Raw genomic sequence first — 26,074 nt, forward strand, 5'->3', positions numbered from 1 at the left:
CGCCGTGCCGCTGTGCCTATCGGCAGTTTCGTCGATGTCGCCACATTTTGTTCTTGCTTTGTGCCGGCAGCTATGCTACTAATTTGGGTATGGTGCTGATTCACACCGACGACCCGCCCGCCGAGGCGGTTTTTTTGTGTTCAGGACACCTTTGGAGGTTCAGCGCCGCCGGTTTGAGGCTGGCGGGACAGCGCCGTTCGGGACGCGCTGTGTTCGAGGGTGCGCAAGAGGTGCAACGCACCTCCATAGCACGCCGACCAAGTTGGTGGGGGCGCAGCAGCAACTCATTGCGCCTTCACCTGATGGGCGGAACGGCTCATCCGCGATATGGCCAAAAGCGGCTTTTCAATAAAACTGTAGCTGGCCAGGCAGACGGCAATGCAGGCGGTGACAATAACCACGCCTGCAAGCCATGGTGACAGATTGGCGCTTGCAACGACAGGAGCGGTCGCAAGCAGCACGATAGGGTGCGTTAGATAGAGAGAGTAGGAAGCATCGCCCAATATTGCCAGCACGCGAGGAGCAAAAAGCCGGAAGTAGCTTTCCAGGCTGATGCAAGCCGCGACAAGGATCAACGCCGGGATTCCCTGAGCAAGGGTTCGCGGCAAGTTGAAGCCAAGTACCATCACCAGCACGGACATGATGGCGAACACGATTGCCGAGGCACCCAGGAAAACAGGCAAACGCGTCAGCCCGCGGACCAGGTGGCCGAGAGCCATGCCGGCAAGGAACTCAAACAGGATTGGCGTGGTGTAGAAAAACAGCACAGTGTCGGCGGCGGGTTTGAAGACGATGCGTGCAGCAACGGCGATTGCAAAGACAACGCCGACCGCGGCCATTTGCGTCAACCTGCCAAAACGGCAATTATCGGCTTGACGTACCACGGCTTACTTGATAGGATCGCTTCAATTCAGAGGCGGTCCCATGAAACTCACCGATCCGATCTACACTGACGAAAACAAGGCCCGCGAGCACCTTGAAAGCCTTCATTGGCCTCATGGTCCGAACTGCCCTCATTGCGGCAATGCCAATCCCGACCGCATCACGAAGCTGCAGGGCAAGTCCACGCGCCCCGGCGTCTATAAGTGCAAGGAATGCCGCAAGCCGTTCTCTGTGACTGTCGGCACGCTGATGGAACGAAGCCATATCAAGATCAACGTATGGCTTGCCGCGATGCACCTGTTGACCTCATCGAAGAAAGGTATGTCCGCGCACCAAATGCACCGCATGTTGGGTATTACCTACGAAAGCGCTTGGTTCCTTTGCCATCGCCTTCGTGAAGCCATGCGCGACGATCCTAAGTCGTCTGGTCCGCTTGGCGGCAAGAACAAGGTTGTCGAGGCCGACGAAGCCTATGTCGGCGGCAAGGCGAAGAACCGCGCACATCGCGAGCCTGCCCCGAAGAAAGCCGTTCTGTCACTGGTCGAGCGCGACGGGCGCGTTGCCTCTTTCCATGTTGCGAACGTGACCGCCGCAACCTTGCGCCCGATCATCGTGACGACCGCCGACCGCGCCAGCGCCCTTATGACCGACGAGAGCGGCATCTATCCGCGTCTCGGCAGGGAGTACGCCAGTCACGGCACCGTGAACCATTCGGCCAATGAATACGCCCGCCTCGGCGGCTTCATGCACATCAACACCGCCGAAAACTTCTTTTCGATCCTGAAGCGCGGCATCAATGGTGTCTATCACCAAGTCAGCGAAGCCCATCTGCACCGCTACCTTGCCGAGTTCGATTATCGTTACAACAACCGCATCGGCCTTGGCGTCACTGACACCGAACGCTGCGAACGCGCCATCAAGGGTATGGTCGGGAAGCGCCTTACCTATCGGCGGACTAACGAAGCCGGTCACGCTTAAGCAGAAGGCGCGGAAGCTTTTCCACAAGCGCAAGAAACGCCGACTCGACTCCAAATAAATTACGGCCCACTCTCAGAACACCGTAGTCCCAAGAACGCCCCGAACTTGCGTGTTCGGTTTCCCGATCTTGAGAATCCCTACGGCCCATGCCGAGCCCGCGACGGAATCGCCTATCAAACGGCGAAAAACCTAGCGCTACCCTTGGACGCACATGGGGCCACTGGCGGCGGAAGTACAACGCCAAGAGTGAGCCGATACACCAGCGAACGACGGCTTATTCGTAACGCTGGCATGACACACGAAACCTTTTGGTTCCGTGCGCACGGACCGAGGGATTTCCCATGAAACCCAAGGTCACGATAGAAGTGAAAGTGAACGTCGCGCTCTGCCTATTTGGTATCGCGGCCATTCTCTCGATCTTCTTTTGATAGGGGCGTCCCGGAGCGATCCGGGCGCTTCTCTGTCTTGGGCTTCGGCGGCGTATTCAAAACACGCTTCGCCAGATCGTCGCGCCGCTGGTCGGCCTTATCCTGGTCTTTGTCCTTCTTTGGAGAACCTTTCATGCCAATCGACCCTCAAATGTCATTCGAGAAAGCTATTCTAAAGATCGAATGGGCCAACAAACACATCGAGAACCTCAATTCGGTCTGCACCGACCTCATCCAATCTAACGTGCATCAGTCCATCATCAAAACGCAAGCGCACGGTGGCGGCTACGAGTTCCACTTGACGCCTGAGTTGCCATTCGGCAACGAAGTGTCCCTCCTTGCCGGCGACATCGTTGGCAATCTCCGCGCCGCCCTTGACTATTGTTGGATGGGACTCTGGCGGTCGATTGAACCCAAACCGGACAAGCGCACCCTTCCAATCGGAACGACCCGGAAGGACGTGATATCTCGCATCGAAAATACTTTGGTAGGTAAGGCCTTCCCAGAAGTGAAGGGGCTTGTCGGGGAGACGATAAAGTTTCACCGCGACTTTGCCGCCGGTGGGAATCGAAATCTTTGCGCCCTCAATGACCTGAGCAATTGGAACAAACACAACCTGCTCATATTCGCAGTCAGAAGGATAAGAACTGGTGTCGTGACCCTGTTCGGGGGCCACAGATTTGTGGGGCAAACATTCGATGAGGGCGTAATACCGTTCCTTGTGGAAGGATTCGGCAGTAATCCTGACATCAAGCACGACGGCGACTTTACCCTCGATATAGTGTTCCGGGAAATGGACCTTGTGGAGAACGAGCCGGTTATCCCAACGATCAGAAATCTCGCCCAAGCGGCAAGAGAGGCGGTCGAGGCGTTCATCGAAGCCTTCCCCGCGAAGAACTAGTCTTCCCCCATTGCCATTTCCGTGGGCGTAAAGTGCCGGCCTGTCGGGCAATTTCCATATCCTTCGAAGTTTGGTACGTCAAGCCGATAATTGCCGCCAAAACCCATAGTCGCCGCGAACAGAATGTAAAACAGGATTTCCAGATTGAGCGTCCAACCCACGCCAAGCACCGGTTGGACATAGCCTGTGACCGTATCGAGATAGGGTATGAAAAGCAGGCTATTGGTGATCTGCTCAAGAGATACTGCACGACCGGCAAACGAACATCCGTCGGGCAGAGTTACGGCGAAACACCCAACTCGCGTAATGCAGCGTTGGCGGCACGGTATTCGATAAAACTCTTTGGACAATAGCTGACCGTATACCTTGCTCTGTCGCATCCTCGATCATGCGCGTGCAGGCGGCGATCCGCGTGCTTGCCTCGACCTCGTCATCGCTGACGCAGTCGCTGCTGGCAGCCAGCGCCGGAAGCCCCGTGACAAGCAGGAGGATGAGACCAGCCAGCGTGCGCCAGAAAAACCTGTGCCGTTCTCGAACCGGTCCGGTCAATTCGCTCCTCGGGTCATCAAAAAGTCTTGGAAATTGTCTTCACGGAACCGCGCCCAACTCGTGCAGAGCTGCCTTGGCCGCAACGTATTCGTAATAGTCCCCAGGGCAATCGCTGGCAGCGACCCGGTAGAGCCGCAAGGCTTCGTCGTCATGGCGTTGCAGCCGATCGAGTTCGGCGATGAACAGGTTCGCCTCGCACAAATTGCCACGCTTCTTGGCCGGGTCGGCGTCGTCGGCTGCCGCCGATACCTCGGCCGGCGTTAGTTCTCCAAGCAGCATGCGAACCGCCGGCGCCGGCCATTTGGTCATATCGAGCTTTTCAGTCGCTTCCTGCAAGTGGCCCACCGCACCGTTGCGCCGCTCGGTCATCTCCAGCCAGATCGCAAAATAGGCATTGTCGGGCTTGAGCGTGGCCGCCTGTCCGAAATCGGCTTGCGCCTTGGCCAGCGCGCTCGAATAGAAGGAGAGAATGCCGCGGCCAAAATAGGCATAGGCATATTTCGGATCGAGGCTGATTGCCTGATCGTAGTCGGCGGTCGCGCGGGCGTAGTCGCCCTTTGCCGACCAGACAACGCCCCGGCCATTGTAAGCACGGGCGTCTTTCGGATCGAGGCTGATCGCCTTGTCGTAGTCGGCAATGGCGCGGTCATCGTCGCCCTTCTTGTGCCAGATACGGCCTCGGTACCTGAACGCCTTGGCATGTACTGGATCGAGCACGATCGCCTGGCTGTAGTCGGCAATGGCGCGGTCATCGTCGCCCTTGTGTGCCCAGGCATTGCCTCTGTTGTCGTAGGCAGTTGGGTCTTTAGGATCGAGCGTGATTGCCTGGCTGAAGTCGGCAATGGCGCCATCATAGTCGCCCTTGTCAGACCAGACGAGGCCTCGGTTGTACCAGGCATCAACGTTTTTTGGATCGAGGCTGATTGCCTGGGTGTAGTCGGCGACAGCGTGGTCGTCGTCACCCTTCTTCTTCCAGGCAATGCCACGGTTGTTGTAAGCCGTGGCATCCTGGGAATCGAGGCCGATCGCTTGGTCATAATCCGCGATAGCGCGGTCGTAATCGCCCTTGTGTTTCCAGGCAACGCCTCGATTGTTGTAAGCACTAGCGTCCTGAGGATTGAGGCCGATCGCTTGGTCATAATCGGCGATGGCACGGTCGTAGTCGCCCTTGTGCGACCAAGCCAGGCCTCTGTTGTAGTAGGTGCTGGCGTCTTTCAGACCCAGGCCGATTGCCTGATCGTAGTCGGCAAGGGCGCGATCATTATCGCCCTTGCGTGCCCAAGCGATGCCACGATCTCCATACGTGTCGGCATGTTTCGGGTCGAGGTCGATCGCACGATCATAGTCTGCAATGGCGCGGTCATAGTCGCCCTTGTGTACCCAGACAGCACCACGATTGCTGTAGGCTTTGGCGTCTTTCGCATCCAGACTGATCGCCTGTTCGTAGTCGGCGATGGCTCGGTCGTATTCGCCCTTCTGTTTCCAGGCAACACCACGGTTGTTGTAGGCCCCCGCATTTTTCGGATCGAGGCTGATTGCCTGGTCGTAGTCGGCGATGGCACGATCGTAGTCGCCCTTGTCTGCCCAGGCGTTGCCCCGGTTGCTGTGGGCATCGGAATGCTTCGGATCGAGGCTGATGGCCTGATCATAGTCTGTAATGGCGCGGTCGTAGTCGCCCTTGTGCTCCCAGGCGACACCTCGGCTGTTGTACGGCTCCGGGTTTGTCGGGTCGAGGCTGATCACCTGGCCAAAATCGGCGATGGCGCGATCATTTTCGCCCACTTCGACCATTGTGGTGCCTCTGGCATAGTAAGCACCGGCGAATTTCGAATCGAGGTCGATCGCCTGGCCCAAATCGGCAATCGCACGGTCGTACTCGCCTTGTGACGCCCGTGCCTCGCCGCGCTTGTAGTAGGCAGTGGCGCGGTTGGCCACAGGCTCGGTGGGATCCTCGATCATGCGCGTACAGGCGGCGATCCGCGTGCTGGCCTCGACCTCGTCGTCGCTGACGCAGTCGCTGCTGGCGGACAAGGCCGGGAGCGCCGAGACCAGCATCGCGACGAGGCAAACGAGGAATTGCCGGACTGCCCCGTCCCTTTGTCGAACCCGTCCGATCAATTCGCCCCCCATCGCGGCAAGCCCAGCTGCATTGTATTCAACGAAATCCCCGAGACAATCGCTAACGAGCTCACCCAGCAAGAAACGGGTGGTCCGCGCGCGCCGTTTCACCCATCTCAATGACAGAGAAGCCACAGGAGGCGAAGCCATGACCATCCATTCGATAGGCGCGAAAGCGGCGGTGAAATCGGCGGAGCTGCGCGTTGCCGGATATGATTGGCGGACGCTGGCCGATGAGCTGAGCGGCTATGGCTGCGCGGTGATGGAAAAGCTGCTGACGCCGCAGGAGTGCCGGCAGATTGCCGAACTTTATTCGGACGAGAGCCATTTCCGCAGCCATGTCCACATGGCGCGGCACGGCTTCGGCAAGGGCGAGTACCGCTATTTCCGCTATCCCTTGCCCGACTTGATCGGCGGCTTGCGCACCGCGCTCTATCCGCGCCTGGCTGCGGTCGCCAACGACTGGAACGTGGGTATCGCGCAGCGCTATCCCGACGAACACGCCGCGTTCCTCGAGCAATGCCACGAGCAGGGCCAGACGCGGCCGACGCCGCTCCTGCTGCAATACGTTAACGGCGACTTCAACTGCCTGCACCAGGATCTCTACGGCGATCTGGCGTTCCCGTTGCAGGTCGCGATCCTGTTGTCGGAACCAGGCAAGGATTTCACCGGCGGCGAGTTCGTGCTGACCGAGCAGCGTCCGCGCATGCAGAGCCGCGCCGAGGTGGTGCCGCTGCGCCAGGGCGATGCGGTCGCCTTCGCGGTCCACAATCGTCCGGTCCAGGGCACACGAGGTAATTACCGGGTCAATCTCAGGCACGGCGTCAGCCGGCTTCGCTCCGGCATGCGCCACACTGTCGGTATCATCTTCCACGACGCCAAGTAACCGAGCCGCCCGGTCGAGGCCCGGCGGCGGTTACCGGGAAAAATCGCTGCGCACGATGCCGTGGCGCTGGAGTTTGTCGTAGAAGGTCTTGCGCGGAATCCCCAGCGCTTCGATCGTGCGCCTGACGTCGCCCTCGTTGCGGCCAAGCGTTTCGCGGATGATGTCGGCCTCGTAGCGCTCCAGCCGCTCCGGCAGCTTCATGGCGGCGTTCGATTGGGTCGGGGCAGGGGGTTGTGCTTCGGCGCCTTCCTCCAATCCAAGCACAAACCGCTCGGCGAAATGCGCCAGTTCGCGCACATTGCCCGGCCAGTCATGGCCGCTCAGATGGCGATGCACCGAAGCCGGAACATTTGGCATCGGACGGTGGAAGCGGGCGGCGGCGCGTTCGGCGAAATAGAAGAACAGCAGGGCGACATCGTCGCGGCGTTCGCGCAGCGGCGGGATCGAGATCGTCACCACGTTGAGCCGGTAGTAGAGATCCTCGCGGAAAGCGCCGCGCTGGCGCGGATCGCCGAGGTCGACCTTGGCGGCGGCGACGACGCGCAGGTCGACCGGCCGCACCTCGTTGGTGCCGAGCGGCGTGACCTCGCGCATCTCCAGCACGCGCAACATCTGCACCTGTGTCGAGACCGGCATGCTTTCGATCTCGTCGAGGAACAGTGTGCCGCCGCTGGCGTGCTCGATGCGGCCGATCCGTTTCTTCTGCGCGCCGGTGAAGGCGCCGGCCTCATGGCCGAACAACTCGCTCTCGATGACCGTCTCCGGCAGCGTGCCGCAATTCAGCGCAACGAAGTTGCCCTTGGCGCGGCGGCTCCACCGATGCAGAAGGCTTGCCACCACCTCCTTGCCGGAGCCGGTTTCGCCGGTCACCAGCACGTCGACGTCGGTGTCGGCGATCTGGCGTAGCGTGCGGCGCAGCCTGTCCATCGCCGGCGTCTGGCCGATCAGCGGCAGGCCGTCCTGCGCCTCTCCGGCCGCCTCGCGCAAGGCGCGGTTCTCCATCACCAGGCGGCGCTTTTCCGCTGCGCGGCGGACGCTCTGTACCAGCCGGTCGGCGGCGAAGGGTTTGGTGATGAAGTCGTAGGCGCCGTCCTTGATCGCCTTGACGGCCATGGCGATGTCGCCGTGGCCGGTGACGAGGATGACGGGAATGTCGGCATCCAGCCGCAGGATGCGATTGAAAAGCTGCAAGCCGTCGATCTGAGGCATGCGGATATCCGACACCACGACGCCGGTAAAACCGGCGTCGAGCCCGGCCAGCGCCTCAGCCGCCACCGCAAAGGCGGAGACCGAGAAGCCGGCAAGCTCCAGCGTCTGCACGGTGGCCTTGAGGAGATCGCGGTCGTCGTCGATCAGGATCACCGGCGCGGCATTGTCGTTCGTCATGATGGCTTACGCTGCTGTCTGGAGATGAATGGTGAAGCGGGTGCCGCTGTCGTCGCTCGAAACTTCGATGCGGCCGCCATAATCGGCGACAATGTCCTTCGAGATGACGAGGCCAAGGCCAAGGCCTTTTTCCTTGGAGGTGTTGAACGGCGTGAACAGCGATTTGAGGATCGCGGGTGGAATGCCCGGTCCGTTGTCGGACACGCCGACCGTCACGCCGTCCGCGGTCTCCTCGACCGACACCTGCACACGAGCGTCGTCGCGGCCGTCGAGTGCTTCGAGCGCGTTCTGGAAGAGGTTGATCAGCACCTGTTCGAGCCGCACCCGATTGCCCATGACCTTGAGGCTCGGCGGCGGCAGGTCGATGGCCAATGCGTCGAGCCGGCCGGCAAAGCGGCTTCTCAACAGCATGACGGCGCCTTCGATAACACCGCGTAATTCGACAGGCTCGGCGGCGGTGCGGCCCTTGCGGGCAAATGCCTTCAACTCCTCGGTGATTGAGCCGATGCGTTCGGTAAGGGCTGCGATAGCGCCGAGGTTTTCCTCGGCCGGCCCGGTCTGTTTGCGGTCGAGGAAGGTGCGGGCATTGTCGGCATAGGCGCGTATGGTGGCGACCGGCTGGTTGATCTCATGGGCGACGCCGGCAGCGACCTGGCCGAGGATGGCGAGACGGTTGGCCTGGACCAGATCCTGCTGCACGATTTGGAGCTTGGCTTCCGTGCTGCGGTGGCCTGTTATCTCGGCCTGCAACCGGTCGCGGGCGCGGCTCAAATCCTCGGTCCGTTCGACGACGCGGCGTTCGAGTTCGGTGCGGGCCGCCTGTTCGGCGGCAATCCGCATCTGCGCCGACTGCCGGCGCCACAACAGATACGCGGCAAGGCCGAGCAGCGGGACGACGACGCCGAGCGCAAGAAGCCGCATTTCGCGGACCGCGGCGGCGATCGGCGCTTCAGCCGGGATCAGATAGTCGAGCCGCCAGGGGGTCGAAGGAACCGTCGTGGAAAGGCTGAGATACTCCGCGTCGCTGCCGCCGGGCGTTACTGCGTGGACGATCGACACATCCGGGCTGAGCGCCTGCGCGTGCATGATCGGCAACGGCACAAGCGGCGCGTCGCCGAACTGTTGGCTGTCGCGGATCGCGGCTTGCTTAGGTGCGGCCAGCGGTGCGGTTGTCATGAAACGCCAGGACGGCACGCTGGTGATCAGCACGACGCCATTCTCGTCGCTGACATAAGCCGGGCGGTTCGCCTCGCGCCAGTCGGCTTCGAGCTGGTCGAACTCCATCTTAACGACGACGACGCCGAGCGGTGCGTCTGTGTCGCCGACGCGGCGCGAAATGTAGAGGCCGGGACGCTTGCTGACATTGCCGAGCGCAAAATACTCGGCGGTTCCGGCCTGCATCGCGCCGGAGAAATAATCGCGGAAACGGTAGTCGTTGCCGACGAAGCTGATCGGCTCGCGCCAGTTGCTGGAGGCGATCGCCAGTCCATCGGTGCCGATGACATAGAGCACCGACGCCTTGGTGCCCGAGACCAGCCCCTCGAGCTTGCGGTTCAGCACATCGATTGCCGCGGCATTTTTCTGCGTCAGCGCGTCACGCACTTGCTGGTCTGCGGACAAAAGCAGGGGCAGGGCACGCGGGCTTTCGAGCACGGCGCGCAGCAGCGCGACCTTCAGATTGGCGTCGGTACGCTCCTGCGCCGCGAGGGTCTCGACCTCGGCGGTGCGGCCGTAGAGGCCGGCGCCGTAGAGCGCTGCGGTGACGATCAGCAGGGCGACGGCCGCAAACAGCAGCCAGGCTCGGCGCGCCCGCTTGGCGAGTTGCTCGGGCGTCGAAGACAAGGCACCGGCGGGGCGTTGCAGCATCGCCCATTTGTGCATGAACTCGCACAAAACACAATTCGACCTATGCGGAGAGTCGCACTTGACCATGCGTCCGGCAGTACGGACGTTTGCGAATGCTCAATAAAATCAATGCTGAAGCACTCTTCTGCGTATCTGGCACGGCTGTTGCAAACACGAATTCAGCAGTCGCGAGGCTGCTGGTCTCAAAACAACTGCCCCGGGGAGTCGAGCTTTCGATCGGGGCGCCATGGAGGACGTTATGCAGACAGCAATCGCTGCCGCCGAGCCGCGCGGCAAACTTCCCTTATACCGGCATCTTTATGTGCAGGTGCTCGCGGCGATCGCCGCCGGCGTGCTGCTCGGCCATTTCTATCCCGAAACCGGCGAGGCGATGAAGCCGTTCGGCGACGCCTTCATCAAGCTGGTCAAGATGGTGATCGCGCCGGTGATCTTCCTGACGGTGGCGACCGGTATCGCCGGCGTTTCCGACCTGCAGAAGGTCGGCCGCGTCGCCGGCAAGGCGATGATCTATTTCCTGGTGTTCTCGACGCTGGCGCTTGTCGTCGGCCTGGTCGTCTCCAATGTCGTCCAGCCCGGCGCCGGCATGCACATCAATCCGGCCACGCTCGATACCACCAAGGTGACGGCCTATGCCGAGAAGGCGCACGACACAACCATCGTCGGCTTCCTGATGAACATCATCCCCGACACCATCACCGGCGCCTTCGCGCAGGGCGACATTTTGCAGGTGCTGTTCTTCTCGGTGCTGTTCGGCGTCGCCCTGGCACTGGTCGGCGATCGCGGCCGTCCCGTTGTCGATTTCCTGCAGGCGCTGACCACGCCGATCTTCCGCCTCGTCGCCATCCTGATGAAGGCCGCACCGATCGGCGCGTTTGGCGCCATGGCCTTCACGATCGGCAAATACGGCATCGGCTCGATCGCCAATCTCGCCATGCTGATCGGCACGTTCTACTTGACCGCGCTGCTGTTCGTGCTGGTGGTGCTCGGCGCTGTCGCCCGCTACAACGGCTTCTCGATCCTGGCGCTGATCCGCTACATCAAGGAAGAGCTGCTGCTGGTGCTCGGCACCTCGTCCTCGGAAGCGGCATTGCCGGGCCTGATGGCCAAGATGGAGCGCGCCGGCTGCAACCGCTCGGTGGTCGGTCTGGTCATCCCGACCGGCTATTCCTTCAATCTGGACGGCACCAACATCTATATGACGCTTGCGGCGCTGTTCATCGCGCAGGCGACCGACACGCCGCTCACCTACGGCGACCAAATCCTGCTGCTCGCTGTCGCCATGCTGAGCTCCAAGGGTGCCGCCGGCATCACCGGCGCCGGCTTCATCACCCTGGCGGCAACGCTTTCGGTCGTCCCCACCGTGCCGGTCGCCGGCATGGCGCTGATCCTCGGCGTCGACCGCTTCATGTCGGAATGCCGAGCGCTGACCAACTTTATCGGCAATGCGGTGGCGACGGTCGTGGTGGCACGCTGGGAGGGAGAACTCGACCAGACCAAGTTTGCCGCCGCCATGGCCGGCGACTTGCCGGAGGAAGTCGACCTGTCGCTGCCGGGTTTGCAGGCCGCCTGACTGTTTAGGCCACATGACCACAAGGCCCCGGAGGCGGTTCGCCGGCTTCGGGGCAACAGCGGCGGCGGTCGCGGCATGCCGCCTGAAACGCAACCTGAAGTGGCCCTGTTTTCGACGCGGGGCTTGTTCCAGCCGCATTTGCAGGCCAGTATCCGCTGTGCCTTCAGGGCACCGTCCGCTTCGCTCCCGACCTGATCGCGAGGCGAGACATTTCCGTCGGGCTCGGTTTGCAACATCATCCTTGCCGAACCGTCGGAGCTTTTGCTGCCGACCGCGTTCTGACTATGGCGGCAGCCCTCGAAGGCAATGGCGGCCTCACTGCGAAGTCGCAAGCGAAACGTGACCCGTCTCCTGGTGGAAAGCGCAAGCTTTTCTGAGGGGAACTCGTCGCGCCTGAAGAGGGGCACTTGAAGAGGGGCAGGCCCATGAGGGCCTTTGCCGAACCAAAGCAAGATGCGAGGTCAAACACGATGCAGCCTGTCATTCCGGTATCCATCATCATCCCGAACTACAACTATGCGCGGTTCCTCAAACGCAGCATCGACAGCGCCCTCGAGCAGGACTACGCGGATGTCGAAGTCATCGTCGTCGACGACGCATCGCAGGACAATTCCACGACAATCATGGAATCCTATCGCGATGAGATACTCGCATGCCCGCGGGCGCAAAATGGCGGACACGCGGCGGCGTTCAACACCGGCTTTGCGGCGAGCTCGGGCAAGATCGTCCTGTTCCTCGACGCCGACGATTATCTTTATCCAACCGCCGTCTCCACCATTGTCGAAACCTGGGATGATGCAACCGCTCAGGTCCAGTCCAGACTGCATATCGTCGACGAGGGGCAACGCATCAAGGATGTCTTTCCGCCGCCCGAATTGCCTTTCGACAGCGGCGACGTCATGCCGAAACTCCTGCACAAGGGCCGCTATCAGACGACAGTGACCAGTGGGCTGGCCTTTGACCGCGCAACGCTCGAATCGATCATGCCGATACCGGAGCCGGAGTTCCGCCAGGGCGCCGACGGCTATCTGGCAACGCTGGCGCCGATGTACGGGCATGTCCAATCGATCGACGAATGCCTCGGCGCCTACCGGATCCATGGCGCCAACCATTCAGTCTTCGGTGAAAAGCTCGCCGAGCGGGCACGCTGGCGGGTAACTCACGATTTCCGCCGCATGCAGGCGCTGTCGGACCAGGCCTCCGGGATCGGCCTGACCATCGTACCGTCGGATGCTGTCCGCCACGATCCGGTCCACCTGGAAGAGCGGCTGGCGTCGCTTTGCGCGGACAGAGACCGACATCCCGTGGCCGACGATTCCCGGCTGGCGCTCGGGGCGGCCGGCGCCGTCGCCAGCCTCGAAATGACCGCATCCCTGCGGCGGCGTGCAATCCTTGCCGCCTGGTTCCTGTCGGTCGGGGTGTTGCCGCGGAAAATGGCGACCGCGGTGCTGTCGTGGAAGCTTGATGCGTCGTCGAGGCCGGCATTTTTGAGCCGCCTGTCCAAGAGAATCCGCCATGCGATGGGTTAGCGGATAGTGCCGTGACATAGGTCCGCCAGGTATTCGGCTGGCCGGGCCCAGCATCCAGCGGGCGTAGTTATTGCCTCCGATGGGCTCGGACCATTCTGTAAATTATTTGCTTACACCTGCTTGACCCGCGTCAGCAATATGCTTACATGTTGCATGATAAAGTCGTTCAAGCACAAGGCGCTGGCAGATCTCTTTCAAACCGGAAAGACCGGAAAGATAGACGCCAAGATGCATAAGCGCATCCTTGTCCGTCTTGACCGCTTGGAGGTCTCGGAATGGCCTGATGACATGGACCTGCCCGGCTTCGACTTCCACGCTTTGAAGGGCTTCAACCCGACCCGCTACACGGTGCATGTCAACGGGCCGTGGTGCATCACATTCGAATTCGACGCCAATGATGCCGCCCGCGTCGATTCGAACAGTACCATTGAGGCGGCCAGATTGGAGAAGGCGAGTGTATGAGCCGATGCGTCCGATGGAGCGCTGCCCATCCCACCCTGGAGCGCTGCTTGACGACATTATCCCGGCAACCGGAAAGACCAAGGTGGAGATCGCCAATCTGCTCGGAATCTCGCGCCAGCAGCTTTATGACATCATCCGCGAAAAGAAGCCGGTGTCGCCGGCTGTCGCGGCCCGTCTTGGAAAGATGTTCGGCGACGGCGCCGCGATCTGGCTCAGGATGCAGGCCGCCTACGATGCGTGGCACGCGGAACGCGAGGTTGACGTCAGCGCCATTCCAAGGCTGCATGCTGCCTGAGATGCAATAGATCCGCCGGACCACCGAGGCTATCACAAATCGATCACGGTCCCGCCTGCCTGGACCGGTTCTCCGGTTCGACGGCTCGCTCGACCAGGACATGCGCTTCCCGCGCGGCCTCGACGAACGCATCCCTGGCGGCTTCGGTCCAGCGATCGTCGCTCATGGCGCGGCGGCATGTGCGCAGTGCCAAGCCGTGTTTGGCGCTGCCGGCGTCACGCCAGTGGGTTTCCAGCAACTCGACAGCCTGCCGTGCGTTGGAAATGTTGCGGATATCTCCCACGATGCCGACCGCAACCGCAACCGGCTTGGAAAACCATCCTTGGGTCATGGCGGAGCCTTCGACGTGTTGAACTACTTATAACGAAAATCGTAGCGCAAGGTTTCATTTGCGCCAGTCACCACGGCGTGAGGCGCGTCTACTGCGCCGCGCGCAGCCTGACCACGACGCTGCGCGCCACAAGCACCAGCACGGTGATGACGATCAGGATCACCGAGAGTGCGGCGATCGCCGGGTCGATGTTGTCGCGCAGGCCCATCCACATCAAGCGCGGCAGCGTGATGGCGTTGACCGAGGTGATAAACAGGGTGACGCCGATCTCCTCCCAGGACAGCACGAACGACAACAACGCCGCGGTGACGATGCCGAACTTGATGTTGGGCATGATGATGCGGGTGGCGCGCTCCCACACGGTGGCGCCGAGGCCGCGGGCGGCGAGGTCGATGCGGCGGTCGAGCTGGCTGAGCGACACCAGGATCAGCACCGTGGCGAAGGGCACCGTCATCACCGCATGCGCCATGGCGACACCCAGCCAGGTGTCATAGCCGAAGAACGACGAGAACCCCGAGATCGAGGTCAGCAGGAAGTAGAGCGTGATTGCCGAGACCACCGGCGGCACCACCATCGGCAGCAGCACGAAACCGACCAATGCTGCCGTGAAGCGCGGCTGGAACATCCAGATGCCGAGGCTGAAGCAGAGCGCCAGCACGGTGGAAAAGGCGCTGCTGACGATGCCGATCCTGATCGAGAGCAGGATCGAATTGATCCAGCGCGGATCCTCGATCAGCGCCCGGTAATGGCGCAGCGACAATTCGCCCGACGGCATCGCCAGCATGCGGCTCGGCGTCAGCGACACCGGAATGACGGCGAGCAGCGGCAGCAGCAGGAAGAGCGCGACCAGGGCGGCGAGGATCAGCGAGACGGGACCGGGGCGGTAGGTCGGCATCGCGCTACACCAACTGCTTCGGCCTGATATAGCGGAAAAGCAGCGCCATCAGCGCGCCGACGAATAACACCAGCACCACGCTGATCGCCGCGCCCAGGCCCCAGTCTGGGCTCTGGAAGATGCGGAGATAGATCAGCTCAGCGATCATCACGCTGCGGCCGCCGCCGAGAATCGCCGGCGTGACGAAGAAGCCGAGCGAAAAGACGAAGACGATCAGCGCCGAGCCGATGATGCCGGAGCGGGTCATCGGCACGAATACCGACCAAAAGGTGCGCATACGGCTGGAACCGAGGCCGCGCGCCGCCAGCAGCACGCGATCGTCGAGGCTGCGCATCGATGAGGCCAACGGAAACACGGCGAAGGGAATGAGGAAATGCGTCATGCCGACGATAACGCCGAACTCGTTGCGCACCAGCGCCAGCGGCTCCGAGATGAAGCCGACCGCCTGCAGCCAGGTGTTGATCAGGCCGCGATTGGACAAAAGCGCCACCCAGCCGAAGGCGCGCGTCAGCACCGAGATCCAGAACGGCACCAGGATGCAGAACTCGGCCACGACGCGCTGGGCCGGCGTGCCGCGCACCCAGACAACGGTGATGGCATAGGCGGCGGCAACCGAAACGATCGTCACGATCGCGGCGATGCGCAGCGTGCGGATGAAGACCGACTGCACCAACTGATCCGTGAGCAGCGCATTGTATTGCCCCAGCCCCGGCGTGGGCAGCGTAAAACTCCATTTAACCACGCCAAGGAATGGCCAGGCGTATGCCAGCACAAGAAAGAGGAGCAGCGGCGCCATCAACAGCGCCGCGCCCATCCTGTCGGAGAGGTATGCTCTCATCCGGTTATCCCGGCTTGTCAGGCGGAGATGATCTTCGTGTATTCGTCGAGTGCCGCCCCGTAGTTCTTGGCGTACCAATCCATGTCGAGCGGAATCTGCTTCTTCATGTTCTCGGGATCGACCGGATTGATACGCCTCTTGTCGGCGGGGATCAGCGCATCGGTGGCCGGGTTGGCCGGACCCTGGCCGAGCTTGTCGAACATGATGAGTTCCTTCTCCGGGTCCTGGGTGCTGGCGATGAACTTCATCGCCGCGTCCTTGCCGCCGGGATTGCCCTTGAGCACGGCGAGCGCGCCGGGCGAGATCAGGCCCTGGTCCCAGATGAACTTGATCTTGCCGCCGGAATCCTGCTCGATGAGCGAAGCCCGGGTCGACCAGACGATCGCCATCGAGGCCTCGCCATTGAGCAGCACGCTCTGGCTTTCGGCGCCGCCACCCCAATAGGCGACGACGTTTTCCTTGAAGGCGGCGATCTTGTCATGCGCGCGCTTGAGGTCGAGCGGGTAGAGCGAGGCCGGCGCGATGCCGTCGGCGAGCAGTGCCGCTTCCCAGCTCGACACGCCCCATTTGTAGAGCGAGCGCTTGCCGGGGAATTTTGCCACGTCAAAGAAGTCGGCCATGCCGGTCGGTGCCTGGCTGCCGTATTTCTCGGCATCGTAGGCGATGACGTAGGAGAAGAAATAGGTCGAGGCAGCGTACTCCCAGCCGAATCCCGGCCGCATCTTCTTCTTGTCGACGACCGCATAGTCGATCGGCTCCAGCATGCCTTGGGCGCCGAGAGTGATGGCCGAGAACGGATCGACGTCGACCAGATCCCAGGTCGGCGCGCCGCTCTTGAACTGCGCCGCGATCGCGCCTTCGGTCGGGCCGGAGCCGTCCATCTTGACGGTGATGCCGGTCTCCTTGGTGAAGGCCTGGCCATAAGCCGCATCGTAGGCGGTGATGGCGTCGCCGCCCCAGTTGACCAGCACCAGTTCCTTCGCCGCGGCAACGGCGCCGGTCGAGCGCAGCAGCATCGGCGTGCCGGCCAGCACCAATGCGGCCAGCTGCGTGAACTGCCGGCGCGAGATCTCGCCGCGCACTGCCCTGGCGGATAGCGCCTCGATGGAATTTTTCTTGGTTTGGTTTGTCATGTCAGTTCCCCTTTTGTCGTTGGTATTTCCTGAATGTCAGCTTGGCGAATTCGCCACGCCGATCGTCATTGCTCTCCATCCGGAAGGAGGAAGCCTTTCTCCGCGGGCCAGGTCAGCCAGACGGAATTGCCCTTGCTGAGGGCAGAGGCGGCGACCTCGTTCGGCACCGAGACCGTCACCTTGGCGCCTTGCCGCGTCGTCAGATCGAGCCGCGTCGCAGCGCCGAGATAGGTCGAGGCGACGGCAGTCGCGGCAATGCCGTTCTCGCCTGCCGCGGCTTCGCGGGCGATCGACATGTATTCCGGCCGGATCGCCAGGATGGCATCGCCACGGACCTTCTCGGCCCTGCAGCGCATGCTGATCGCGCGGTCTTCGCAGAGGCCCGTCGAGCCATTGTCGGCCGGGCGCACGCCCTTCAGCGGCAGCATGTTGATCTCGCCCAGGAACTCGGCGACGAAGCGGTTGTCCGGCCGGTCGTAGACCTCGTCCGGCGCGCCGACCTGCAGCAATTTGCCATGGTTGAAGATGGCGACGCGAGATGACAACGCCAACGCCTCGCTCTGGTCATGGGTGACGAAGACGAAGGTGGTGCCAGTCTCCTGGTGCAACCGCTTCATCTCGGCCTGCATCTGGCCGCGCAGGCCCTTGTCGAGTGCCGAAAACGGCTCATCGAGCAAAAGTACGCCCGGCTCGAACACCAGCGCCCGCGCCAGCGCCACGCGTTGCTGCTGGCCGCCGGACAATTGCGACGGCAGTTTCTTCTCGTGGCCCTTGAGCCCGACGCGCTCGATCATTTCGCCGACGCGGCGTTTGATCTCGGCCGCCGGTTTCTTGCGCACCTTGAGCGGGAAGGCGATGTTGGCCTCGACGCTCATATGCGGGAACAGCGCATAGCCCTGGAACACCATGCCGGCGGCACGCTGCTCGGCCGGCCGCTCGGTGATGTCGACGCCGTCGCTGTAAAGGCGACCGTCGGTCGGCTGAATGAAGCCGGCAAGGATCATCAGGAAGGTGGTCTTGCCGGAACCGGAGGGGCCGAGCAAGGTGAGGAATTCGCCACGGCCGATATCGAGCGTCAGATCGTCCAGCGCACGGAACGAGCCGAAGCTCTTGCCGATCCCGATTGCCTTGATCTCTGCGGCCCGGCCGGGTTGCTGCATCCTGCCCTTTCCTTAGCGTAGGCGAAATCGTAGGCAGGGCGGCGGCTCACCGCAACCGAATAGTTTTCGCCTGATCGGCAAATTTGATTCATCTATGTGCCAATCTCCCCCCTCGAGGGGGAAATGTCGCCGAAGGCGACAGAAGGGGTCGCTTCGCTTGAAGTGCCAACCTCCTCTGCAGCAGCAGGCCGAGCCCAGTTGGACCGACCCCCTCTGGCCGCTTCGCGGCCATCTCCCCCTCGAGGGGGGAGATTAACGCTGGTTCTCCGACAGCTTCGATCTCAGCCACCGCCCAAACGCCTCCAGCACCGGATGCGCCGCCTTGGCGTGCTCGGAAACCAGAAAATACGAGCGCGGTGAATTGATCGCTATGTCGAAGGGGCGGACCAGCCGGCCTTCGCTCAGTGCCCGGCCGCTGGTCAGCTCGTCGCCCATGGCGATGCCCTGGCCGGCGATCGCCGCCGAAAAGACCAGGTTCATGTCGGAAAAGAAGATGCCGCCTTCCGGGTCGGGGTTCTCGACCTTGGACAGCGCCAGCCAGCGCGCCCAGTCCTCGGTATCGCCGAGATGCAGGAGATTGGCGCGCAGCACGTCGGCCGGCTTGGAGAAGCCGCCGATCTTGTTGAGCAGCGTCGGGCTGCACAGCGGCGTAAAGGAGATCCCGCACAACAGCTCGACCGCGCGGTTCGGCCAATTGCCGACGCCGAAGGCGATGAAGGCATCGGCCTCGGCATTGCTCACGTCGTCGAGACGGCGCGGCGTCAGGATGCGCAGCGCGACATCGGGGTACATCTGCCGGAACTCGCCGATATGGGTGCACAGGAACAGCGAGGCGAAACCCGGCGTACAACTGACGCTGAACGAGCCGCCGATGCCGGTGCCGGCATGGCGCGTCACCGCGTCGCCCAGCACCGTCAGCGCCTTGCGCACGTCGCTGGCATAGCGTTGGCCGCGTGGCGTCAGCGCCACGCCCTTGCCGATGCGTTCGAGCAGATCGAAGCCGAGATCGCGTTCGAGCAGGCGCAACTGATGACTGACGGCACTGCGGGTCAGATGCAGTTCGTCAGCGGCGCGCCAGACGCTGCCGTGGCGGGCAAAACTGTCGAGGGCGCGCAGCGCCTGCGTCGAGGGAATTCTCAAGAGGTGAACCGAATTTGCATGAGCCGGAAAAACATATCACTTTTTGGCGAGGCGCTTCACTGCTTTCTTTGACGGATGAAGATACCGGTGACCTCGGCGCAAGCGACCGCGCTTGCCTGTGTGGACGAAATCCAGCCGTCGCTGTCGGCGTGGACGCGGACCATCTTCGATTTCGGCGAGACCGCCTGGCGCGAATACCAGTCGGCAGCCTGGTATGTCGAGCGCCTGAAGCACGAAGGGTTTTCGGTCGAGGAAGGCTCGGGCGGCATGCCGACCGCGTTTTGCGCGCACTGGACCAACGGGACTGGCCCAACGATCGGCATGTATGCCGAATACGACGCGGTGCCTGGCAATTGCCAGGATGCGGCGACGGTGAAGCGACCGCGCCCGGGGCTGGGCGAACAGGCCGGCGGCCACACCGATCCGCATTCCGGCCTCGGTATTGCCAGCCTCGGCGGGCTGCTGGCGACCAAGGCGGCGATGCAGCGCCACGGCATATCAGGCACGCTGCGCTTCACCGGCGAGCCGGCGGAGAAGGTGAGGGGATCGAAGCCGATCCATGCCGCGAAGGGCTATTACGATGGGCTGGCGGGCATGATCTCCTTCCATCCTTTTTATATGCTGCCGCTGTGCAACACGGCGCGCTGGGACACGCATTGCGGTGCGGCCTATGCGATGATCTACCGCTTTGTGTGCGACGAACCCGAAAATTGGGTTCGCGCAAGCGATGCAGCACCCATCCCGCAGGCGCATTCGGCAGTCAGGGCGCCCGGCGCCAACGACGCGCTGATGATGATGTATATGGCCTCCAAGGCGCTGCGCGATTCCATGCTGCCGCACCAGGGTGGCTGGTCGATCAGCGAGGCGATCCTGACGGCGGGCCAGGCGACCGCCGACAATCTGCCGGCCGGGCTGGCCGAGATCCAGTACATGATCCGCGTGCCGACGCTGGCGATGGCCGAGCAGGTCACCGCCGTGCTCGACCGTAATGCGGAAACCGCAGCCAGGATGAGCGGCTGCCGCCATGAGCGGCACTGGGTGTCGAAGTCGCGGCCGGGGCTTGCCAACCACGCAATGGCCGGCATTGCCTTCGACGCGCTGGCGGCGGTCGGGCCGCCGTGCTGGGACGAGACGGCCAAGGCGATCGCCCGCGAAATCCAGGTCAATGCCGGCGGCGAGGCGACCGAGGAACCATTCATCGCCGAACTGGAGCGGCTGATTGCACCGCAGGATGCCGAGGCGATCCTGCGCCGTGACTTGCCGCCATCGCAGCTCAATTCCACCTCCGACGATTACACCGACATGTCGTGGCATACACCGACGGCACGATTCTACGTCGCCCGGCCGGCGCTGCGATCCGAGAACGGCCACGCGTTTCCGTCCTGGGCGATGAATGCGCTGGGCGGCATTTCTGCCACCATCGACCCGATGGTCATCTGCGCCGCAAAGACGGTCGCGCTGGCAGCACTTCGCCTGTTGGAAGACGAGGCTGCGCGCGACGCGGCGATGGATGAATTCGTCACCCGCACCGGCGGCGGCATCGGTGGCTCGAACTGGATCGCGCCGCTCTGCGACTACGATCCGCCGATTGGATTTCGCTGGCCGGAATATGTCACCACCCCGCGCGGACGGGATTGGTGGATACCAGGCAACCAAGCCGCATGATCAACCAAGCCGCCCTTCACGAGGAGAAACCCTATGACCGTCCATGACCGCATCGTCACCGAGCCGTTTTCGCTGCAGCGCCGCAACCCGGCCGGCGGAACCAAGCCGCTGACCGCCTGGGGCTTCGCCAACGAGACCGACGTGCTGACCGACGTGCTGCTCGGCTCGCCGAATTTCCTGCGCCATCTCTCGACCAGTTCGCTGTCGCGCAAACATCTGCGCGAGGCGCCGTGCAACGTCCAGATCGCGCAGGCGCAGCACAAGGACCTGGTCGCCGCCTATGAGCATTTCGGCGTCAACATCCACTGGCACGAGCCGACGCCGGAACTGCCGATGCAGGTCTATTCGCGCGATTCCAGCGTCATGACGCCGTACGGCGCCATCATCACCGCGATGTCCCAGTGGTGGCGGCGCGGCGAGAATTACGCGGCGATCCGCACCTACGAGAAGCTCGGCATCCCGATCTACGACATGGTCACCGCCGGCACGTTCGAAGGCGGCGACTTCAACGTCATCGAGGACGGCGTGGTGCTGATCGGCTGCGGCGGCGCCCGCACGCAGGAGGAGGGCGCGCGCCAGGTGCAGGCCTGGTTCGACAGGGAAGGCTGGGAAACCCGCATCGCCTTCATCGACGAATATTATGTCCATATCGACCTGATGGTGGTTCCGATCGCCGAGAAGCTGACGGCCGTCTGCCTCGCCTGCACCGAGCCCGGCATCGTCGACTGGCTGAAGGGCAAGGGCCACGAGATCATCGACGTGCCCTTCCAGGACACGATGGCGCTCGGCTGCAACTTCATGTCGCTGGGCAAGGACCGGGTGATCGCGCCGACCTCGAGCCAGACGCTGATCGGTCAGCTCGAGGCGCGCGGCTTCGAGGTGGCGGCCATCGACATGAGCGAGATCTCGAAGACCGGCGGCGGCATTCACTGCATGGCGCAGGCGCTGAAGCGCGAGCCGGCCTGAGGGGCCGGCCTTTAGCCCGGCCGCTTGCGCGAAAGCGCCATTGTCAGCACCGTCGATCCCGCCTGGCGCGCGGCGCGCGCCTACAGCACGATGAGCTTTCCCTTGCGCAGACGCCGGGCGCAACGATAGGCGAGGTCGGCGGCGACCATGTCTTCCATGGCAATGCCCATCGCCTTGTAGGTGGTGATCTGCTGATCCGAAACGCGACCCGGCGCGCGGTCGAGCAGCATGGCGCCAAGCTCGGTGCCGAAAGCCGGATCGAAGCCGGCAAGCTCGCAAGAGCCGACCGGGGTCGGTTTGAACGCATCCTTGGTTTCGACAAAAAGACTGGATTTGCCGATGAGCTCGATCGGCATTTCACCGCCGGGCGGTGCCACCCCGACCGACGAGACATGCGTGCCCGGCTGGACCCAGCCTGCGTCGATCACCGGCTGGTAGGAGTGGGTCGCCAGGCACACCACGTCGGAACTGCGCACTGCCGCCTCGAGGTCGGCGACCGCCACCACCGACGGATGCAGCCGGGCAAGCGCTGCCGCATCGTCGAAACTCTTTGAAGCGACACGGATTTCGGCAAAGTCGCGCACCAGCGGCAACAGATGCAGGTGCTGGTTGGCCTGCACGCCGGCGCCCACCACGGTCGCTATCCTGGCATCCCGGCGCGCAAGCGCGCGCACCGACAGCACGGCGGAGCCGGAGGTTCGCACTGCGGTTATGAAGGTGCCGTCCATGATGCAGACCGGCAGGCCGGACAGCGGATCGAACAGGCTGATGGTGGCAAGGTGGCTGGGCAGGTTCTTGGCCAGGTTGCCTTCGAAGACGTTGACGATCTTGACGGTCAGGTTCATGCCCTCCATCCAGGCCGGCATGGCGAGGCTGTAGCCGGCCCCGGGGATGTCGAGTTGTGGTCGGGGTGGATTGACGACCTTGCCTTGTGACAGCACCTTGAAGCCGTCTTCCAGAACATCGAGAAGCTGGCTGAGGTCGATGCATGCCATCACGTCGGCTTCGCTCAGCACCAGATCTCGGTCGCTCCCTTGCTGATTTCCGCCGCACTCCTGCCGGCTGGGCTGAACGCTTGTTTGGTCATCCTGCACTCCTGTGGTCGTCGAAATCGGCTCACCGCGTTTGCTTAGGTGAGAGAGGGAAGCGCAGGTTATTGCGACGTTTTATGTGATGAAATACGTTGTTTTTGGCATCTCTGCGTGAAATAAGCACAAAAATCTCTGAGATAGCGTGGATTGTGGAATGGAGGATCTCGACCAGATAGACCGCAGCCTGCTCAGGCTGCTCCAGGAAGACGGCCGTCGGACGACGCTTGATCTTGCCGGGCGCGTCGGGTTGTCGCCGACCGGAACCAGCCAGCGGGTGAAGCGCCTGTTCCGCGACGGGTTCATCACCGCGGTCAGGGCCGTGCTTGATCCGCGCAAGGTCGGCCGGGGAACGCTGGTGTTCATCGAGGTCCGGCTTGACCACACGGCGCCGCATGTCTTTGACCGCTTCGCCGAAGCCGTGGCGAAAGCTCCGGAGGTTCTGGAGTGCCATATGGTGGTTGGTGGTTTCGATTATCTGGTCAAGGCGCGGATCGCCGATATGGCGGTGTTCCAGGATTTCCTGCAGCGGGTCATCCTGCCACTGCCTGGCGTGCGCGAAACGCACACTTTCGCCTCCATCGCCGATGTCAAGCCGAACGCCCTCTTGCCGGTGTGATCAGGTGGAGGGGGATCAGAGCGACCTGCATCGCATCTTCGCCTAGGTGCAGAGATGCCGGAGACCGGCTCTAGCCTTGCTGGGTCAGCAGGTTTGCGTCGCGCGCGAGCCGCCACTCACCATCCGCCTCCTTGCGCAGGAGCGTCAGCGCATATCCCGATCGATGGACCGGCTCGCCATTCGGCGGAGTCGCGGTCATATTGATGCGGCTGCGGATGAAGGCCCAATTGCCGAGAAGCTGTAGTTCCACGATATCGCTCGTGCCGTCGATATGAACGCCGGCCGTCTCCCGCGCGGCTGCCGCGAAGATCTCCTTGTCGAAGGGTTCCCGGCCGGGAACCATGAAGATCGCGTCGTCCGTCATCAAGCTGAGGACGGTCGCGATGTCTCCACGCTTGCTCGCATCCATCCACGTCTCGACCAGCTTTCGGATTGCTTTTTCGTCGCCCGTCATCCGTTACCTCCCTGGCATCTCGCCGTCATCGATGGCGCACGGCGCTCCTCCCTCGCTGCTACATAGGGCTTAGATCGCTCTCGTCATCGATTGCAGTGCGTCGCGCCGCGAGTAGCACGGTCCGCGAGCCGGCAGGTTCGCGCCCTCCATGCCTATCGCCAGCCACCGGAGGCGGTGATGCGCTCGCCGGTCAGCCAGGACGCTTCGTCGGAGGCGAGGAACACCGCGACGCGGGCGACGTCGTCGGGCAGGCCGAAGCGACCGAGCGGCGTCATGGCTATGATCTGCTTCTCGAATCCGCTGCCGACGATGCCGATGCGCGCGAGGCCCTCGGTATCGATGCCGCCGGGCGCGATGGCGTTGACGCGGATGTTGCGTGCGCCGAGCTCCCGCGACATCGACAGCGTGATCGTGTCCACCGCACCTTTGGTCGCGGCGTAGACGAGCGAGTTCGGCTGCGGATTGCGGCTGGCGACCGAGCTTATGTTGATGATGCTGCCGCCGCCCGCGCCAAAATGGTTCACCGCTGCTTGCGTGGTCAGAATGATGCCCAACACATTGGTGTCGAACTCGCGGTGAAACTCGGCCTCGGTAACCGCTTCCAGCGGCTCGAATGCGAAGACTCCGGCATTGTTGACCAGTATGTCGAGCCCGCCAAACTCCAATTTCGCCGCCTCGAACAGGCGGCGCACATCAGCCGCTTGCGACACGTCGCCCTGGACGGCGACGGCGCGGCCGCCACGGTCCTCGATCTCGGCGACGACGCGGTCGGCGCCTTCCCGTGACGAGGCGTAGTTGACGACCACTGCGGCGCCGGCCGTGGCAAGACTCTTGGCGATGGCGGCGCCGATACCCTTGGAGGCGCCGGTGACGATGGCGACCTTGCCGTTCAGTTTGCTCATCAAATCTCTCCTTTGTTGGCGATGAGCGGTATTTAATCATGATCGAAACGCGTATTATGGTGCCCACAATCCGTTCTTTCGTGCCTGGAATTCCGGAATGACCACCATCCTCGAAAAGACCGCCGGTCTCGTCGCCTTCGTCCGAACCGTCGATGCCGGCTCTTTCCATGCCGCCAGCCGGCTGGTCGGCTCCAGCCCGTCGGCGGTGTCGAAAAGCGTGGCGCGGCTCGAGCGCCGGCTCGGCGTCAGGCTGATCCAGCGCTCGACGCGTCGGCTCGGGCTCACCAGCGAAGGCCTCGCCTACTACGAGCGCGTGGCGCCACTGCTAAGGGCGCTGGACGATGCCGAAGACATCGTCCAGATGGCCGATACGGCGCGCGGCCTGCTGCGCGTTACAGCGCCGGTCGAACTCGGTCGCGGCCTGATCGCGGCATGGGCGCAAGCGTTCCTTGCGCAGCATGGCGAAGTGAAGGTCGAGCTCAGCGTCACCGACCGCCACGCCGACCTGATCCGCGAAGGCTATGACGTTGCGGTGCGCATGGGGCCGCTCTCAGACACCGGGCTCGTCGCGCGCAAGATCGCCAATCTGCCGATCGTGCTGGTGGCCTCACCGGCCTATGTCGAGCGGCGCGGCCGTCCGGCATCGGTCGAGGATTTACGGGACCATGAATTCGTCCGCCACCAGATGGCTGGCCGGCCTTATCCGGTCACGTTTGCCGACGGTACGATGATCGTGCCGGATGGGCGGCTCGATACCGATGACGGCGGCGCCATCCGCAATGCGGCACTTGCCGGCGCCGGCATCGCGCATCTGATGCGGTTTGCCGTGCAGGACGATCTCGACGCGGGCCGCCTGGTCCGCATGCTGCCCGAGGTGGCGATGCCGACCATGCCGGTGCACATCGTCCATGCCTACGGGCGGCAGCTACCGGTCCGGGCGCGGCTGTTCGTCGACTTCGTGGTGGGCCAAATGGCGGCACTGACGCGATAGGGCAGACGCGGTCTGACGCAAGCACCCAGGTTTGGCAGAGAC

The 26,074-nt window shown here is 62.8% G+C and carries 25 protein-coding genes and 1 pseudogene; 11 read left to right on the forward strand and 15 right to left on the reverse strand.

Features of this window, described 5'->3' with window-relative positions; translation table 11 throughout:
* Positions 1-284 precede the first annotated feature (284 nt).
* Positions 285-839 (reverse strand): acyltransferase family protein, encoded by a 555-nt coding sequence (locus tag NKI58_RS05675; protein ID WP_352784355.1) that lies wholly within the window; start codon positions 837-839, stop codon positions 285-287.
* 85 nt (positions 840-924) lie between these two features.
* Here NKI58_RS05675 and NKI58_RS05680 point away from each other — a divergent pair, with 85 nt between their 5' ends.
* Positions 925-1,860 carry an IS1595 family transposase gene (locus tag NKI58_RS05680; RefSeq protein ID WP_352784358.1) on the forward strand — a complete coding sequence of 312 codons (936 nt, stop codon included), beginning with the start codon at positions 925-927 and terminating at the stop codon, positions 1,858-1,860.
* A gap of 389 nt (positions 1,861-2,249) precedes the next feature.
* Here the strand turns inward: NKI58_RS05680 and NKI58_RS05685 are convergent, their stop codons facing one another.
* Entirely contained in the window at positions 2,250-2,423 is a 174-nt protein-coding gene (locus NKI58_RS05685) for a hypothetical protein (RefSeq protein ID WP_352784361.1), read from the reverse strand.
* Between NKI58_RS05685 and NKI58_RS05690 the strand changes: the two genes are divergently transcribed.
* A complete protein-coding gene (locus NKI58_RS05690; RefSeq protein WP_352784364.1) occupies positions 2,422-3,189 on the forward strand; it encodes a hypothetical protein in 768 nt (255 codons plus the stop codon). The two genes, NKI58_RS05685 and NKI58_RS05690, sit on opposite strands and share 2 nt — an antisense overlap.
* On the opposite strand, the gene NKI58_RS05695 is transcribed toward NKI58_RS05690, so the two are convergent.
* Positions 3,186-3,569, reverse strand: coding sequence for a hypothetical protein (locus NKI58_RS05695; RefSeq protein ID WP_352784367.1), 384 nt, complete (start codon positions 3,567-3,569; stop codon positions 3,186-3,188). The two genes, NKI58_RS05690 and NKI58_RS05695, sit on opposite strands and share 4 nt — an antisense overlap.
* A gap of 208 nt (positions 3,570-3,777) precedes the next feature.
* The gene (locus NKI58_RS05700) at positions 3,778-5,769 is read right to left on the reverse strand and encodes a tetratricopeptide repeat protein (protein WP_352784370.1); all 1,992 of its coding nucleotides are present in this window, start codon (positions 5,767-5,769) and stop codon (positions 3,778-3,780) included.
* A 235-nt stretch (positions 5,770-6,004) separates the two neighbouring features.
* Between NKI58_RS05700 and NKI58_RS05705 the strand changes: the two genes are divergently transcribed.
* Complete coding sequence (locus NKI58_RS05705) at positions 6,005-6,742, forward strand: 2OG-Fe(II) oxygenase (protein WP_352784373.1); 738 nt, start codon at positions 6,005-6,007, stop codon at positions 6,740-6,742.
* A gap of 30 nt (positions 6,743-6,772) precedes the next feature.
* Here the strand turns inward: NKI58_RS05705 and NKI58_RS05710 are convergent, their stop codons facing one another.
* Both NKI58_RS05710 and NKI58_RS05715 read right to left on the reverse strand, forming a co-directional pair.
* Positions 6,773-8,128: a sigma-54-dependent transcriptional regulator gene (locus tag NKI58_RS05710; RefSeq protein ID WP_352784376.1), complete on the reverse strand. Its 1,356-nt coding sequence runs from the start codon at positions 8,126-8,128 to the stop codon at positions 6,773-6,775.
* 6 nt (positions 8,129-8,134) lie between these two features.
* Entirely contained in the window at positions 8,135-9,994 is a 1,860-nt protein-coding gene (locus NKI58_RS05715; RefSeq protein WP_352784379.1) for a sensor histidine kinase, read from the reverse strand.
* Between the two features lie 238 nt (positions 9,995-10,232).
* Here NKI58_RS05715 and NKI58_RS05720 point away from each other — a divergent pair, with 238 nt between their 5' ends.
* The 4 genes and pseudogenes from NKI58_RS05720 (at position 10,233) to NKI58_RS05735 (ending at position 13,850) form a co-directional block, all read left to right on the forward strand.
* The gene (locus NKI58_RS05720) at positions 10,233-11,564 is read left to right on the forward strand and encodes a dicarboxylate/amino acid:cation symporter (RefSeq protein ID WP_292659748.1); all 1,332 of its coding nucleotides are present in this window, start codon (positions 10,233-10,235) and stop codon (positions 11,562-11,564) included.
* Between the two features lie 470 nt (positions 11,565-12,034).
* Positions 12,035-13,093, forward strand: coding sequence for a glycosyltransferase family 2 protein (locus NKI58_RS05725; protein ID WP_352784383.1), 1,059 nt, complete (start codon positions 12,035-12,037; stop codon positions 13,091-13,093).
* A gap of 153 nt (positions 13,094-13,246) precedes the next feature.
* Positions 13,247-13,524 (forward strand): annotated as a pseudogene (locus NKI58_RS05730) (type II toxin-antitoxin system RelE/ParE family toxin).
* Positions 13,525-13,559: 35 nt separating this feature from the next.
* The gene (locus tag NKI58_RS05735) at positions 13,560-13,850 is read left to right on the forward strand and encodes a HigA family addiction module antitoxin (RefSeq protein WP_352853097.1); all 291 of its coding nucleotides are present in this window, start codon (positions 13,560-13,562) and stop codon (positions 13,848-13,850) included.
* A gap of 43 nt (positions 13,851-13,893) precedes the next feature.
* Here the strand turns inward: NKI58_RS05735 and NKI58_RS05740 are convergent, their stop codons facing one another.
* From NKI58_RS05740 to NKI58_RS05765, 6 genes are all read right to left on the reverse strand, one after another.
* Positions 13,894-14,181 carry a DUF982 domain-containing protein gene (locus NKI58_RS05740; RefSeq protein ID WP_352587184.1) on the reverse strand — a complete coding sequence of 96 codons (288 nt, stop codon included), beginning with the start codon at positions 14,179-14,181 and terminating at the stop codon, positions 13,894-13,896.
* 88 nt (positions 14,182-14,269) lie between these two features.
* Complete coding sequence (locus NKI58_RS05745; RefSeq protein ID WP_352706285.1) at positions 14,270-15,076, reverse strand: ABC transporter permease; 807 nt, start codon at positions 15,074-15,076, stop codon at positions 14,270-14,272.
* A gap of 4 nt (positions 15,077-15,080) precedes the next feature.
* Positions 15,081-15,914: an ABC transporter permease gene (locus NKI58_RS05750; RefSeq protein WP_352706288.1), complete on the reverse strand. Its 834-nt coding sequence runs from the start codon at positions 15,912-15,914 to the stop codon at positions 15,081-15,083.
* Between the two features lie 17 nt (positions 15,915-15,931).
* The gene (locus NKI58_RS05755; protein ID WP_352569116.1) at positions 15,932-17,047 is read right to left on the reverse strand and encodes an ABC transporter substrate-binding protein; all 1,116 of its coding nucleotides are present in this window, start codon (positions 17,045-17,047) and stop codon (positions 15,932-15,934) included.
* A gap of 65 nt (positions 17,048-17,112) precedes the next feature.
* Positions 17,113-18,207 (reverse strand): ABC transporter ATP-binding protein, encoded by a 1,095-nt coding sequence (locus NKI58_RS05760; RefSeq protein ID WP_352455434.1) that lies wholly within the window; start codon positions 18,205-18,207, stop codon positions 17,113-17,115.
* 252 nt (positions 18,208-18,459) lie between these two features.
* Positions 18,460-19,347 carry a LysR substrate-binding domain-containing protein gene (locus NKI58_RS05765; protein WP_023677271.1) on the reverse strand — a complete coding sequence of 296 codons (888 nt, stop codon included), beginning with the start codon at positions 19,345-19,347 and terminating at the stop codon, positions 18,460-18,462.
* Positions 19,348-19,434: 87 nt separating this feature from the next.
* Here NKI58_RS05765 and NKI58_RS05770 point away from each other — a divergent pair, with 87 nt between their 5' ends.
* Both NKI58_RS05770 and NKI58_RS05775 read left to right on the forward strand, forming a co-directional pair.
* The gene (locus NKI58_RS05770; protein WP_502896900.1) at positions 19,435-21,012 is read left to right on the forward strand and encodes a zinc-binding metallopeptidase family protein; all 1,578 of its coding nucleotides are present in this window, start codon (positions 19,435-19,437) and stop codon (positions 21,010-21,012) included.
* Between the two features lie 33 nt (positions 21,013-21,045).
* Positions 21,046-21,978 (forward strand): dimethylarginine dimethylaminohydrolase family protein, encoded by a 933-nt coding sequence (locus NKI58_RS05775; protein ID WP_352784394.1) that lies wholly within the window; start codon positions 21,046-21,048, stop codon positions 21,976-21,978.
* 80 nt (positions 21,979-22,058) lie between these two features.
* On the opposite strand, the gene NKI58_RS05780 is transcribed toward NKI58_RS05775, so the two are convergent.
* The gene (locus tag NKI58_RS05780) at positions 22,059-22,994 is read right to left on the reverse strand and encodes an ornithine cyclodeaminase family protein (RefSeq protein WP_352853091.1); all 936 of its coding nucleotides are present in this window, start codon (positions 22,992-22,994) and stop codon (positions 22,059-22,061) included.
* 229 nt (positions 22,995-23,223) lie between these two features.
* On the opposite strand from NKI58_RS05780, the gene NKI58_RS05785 reads away from it, so the two are divergent.
* Positions 23,224-23,685, forward strand: coding sequence for an Lrp/AsnC family transcriptional regulator (locus tag NKI58_RS05785; RefSeq protein WP_352455438.1), 462 nt, complete (start codon positions 23,224-23,226; stop codon positions 23,683-23,685).
* 70 nt (positions 23,686-23,755) lie between these two features.
* On the opposite strand, the gene NKI58_RS05790 is transcribed toward NKI58_RS05785, so the two are convergent.
* Positions 23,756-24,139: a YybH family protein gene (locus NKI58_RS05790; RefSeq protein ID WP_023677276.1), complete on the reverse strand. Its 384-nt coding sequence runs from the start codon at positions 24,137-24,139 to the stop codon at positions 23,756-23,758.
* A gap of 152 nt (positions 24,140-24,291) precedes the next feature.
* The gene (locus tag NKI58_RS05795; RefSeq protein WP_352784399.1) at positions 24,292-25,041 is read right to left on the reverse strand and encodes an SDR family NAD(P)-dependent oxidoreductase; all 750 of its coding nucleotides are present in this window, start codon (positions 25,039-25,041) and stop codon (positions 24,292-24,294) included.
* Between the two features lie 97 nt (positions 25,042-25,138).
* On the opposite strand from NKI58_RS05795, the gene NKI58_RS05800 reads away from it, so the two are divergent.
* A complete protein-coding gene (locus NKI58_RS05800) occupies positions 25,139-26,032 on the forward strand; it encodes a LysR family transcriptional regulator (protein WP_352784402.1) in 894 nt (297 codons plus the stop codon).
* Positions 26,033-26,074 lie beyond the last annotated feature (42 nt).

The sequence above is a fragment of the Mesorhizobium sp. M0522 genome, from assembly GCF_040321085.1.
GTDB lineage: Bacteria > Pseudomonadota > Alphaproteobacteria > Rhizobiales > Rhizobiaceae > Mesorhizobium.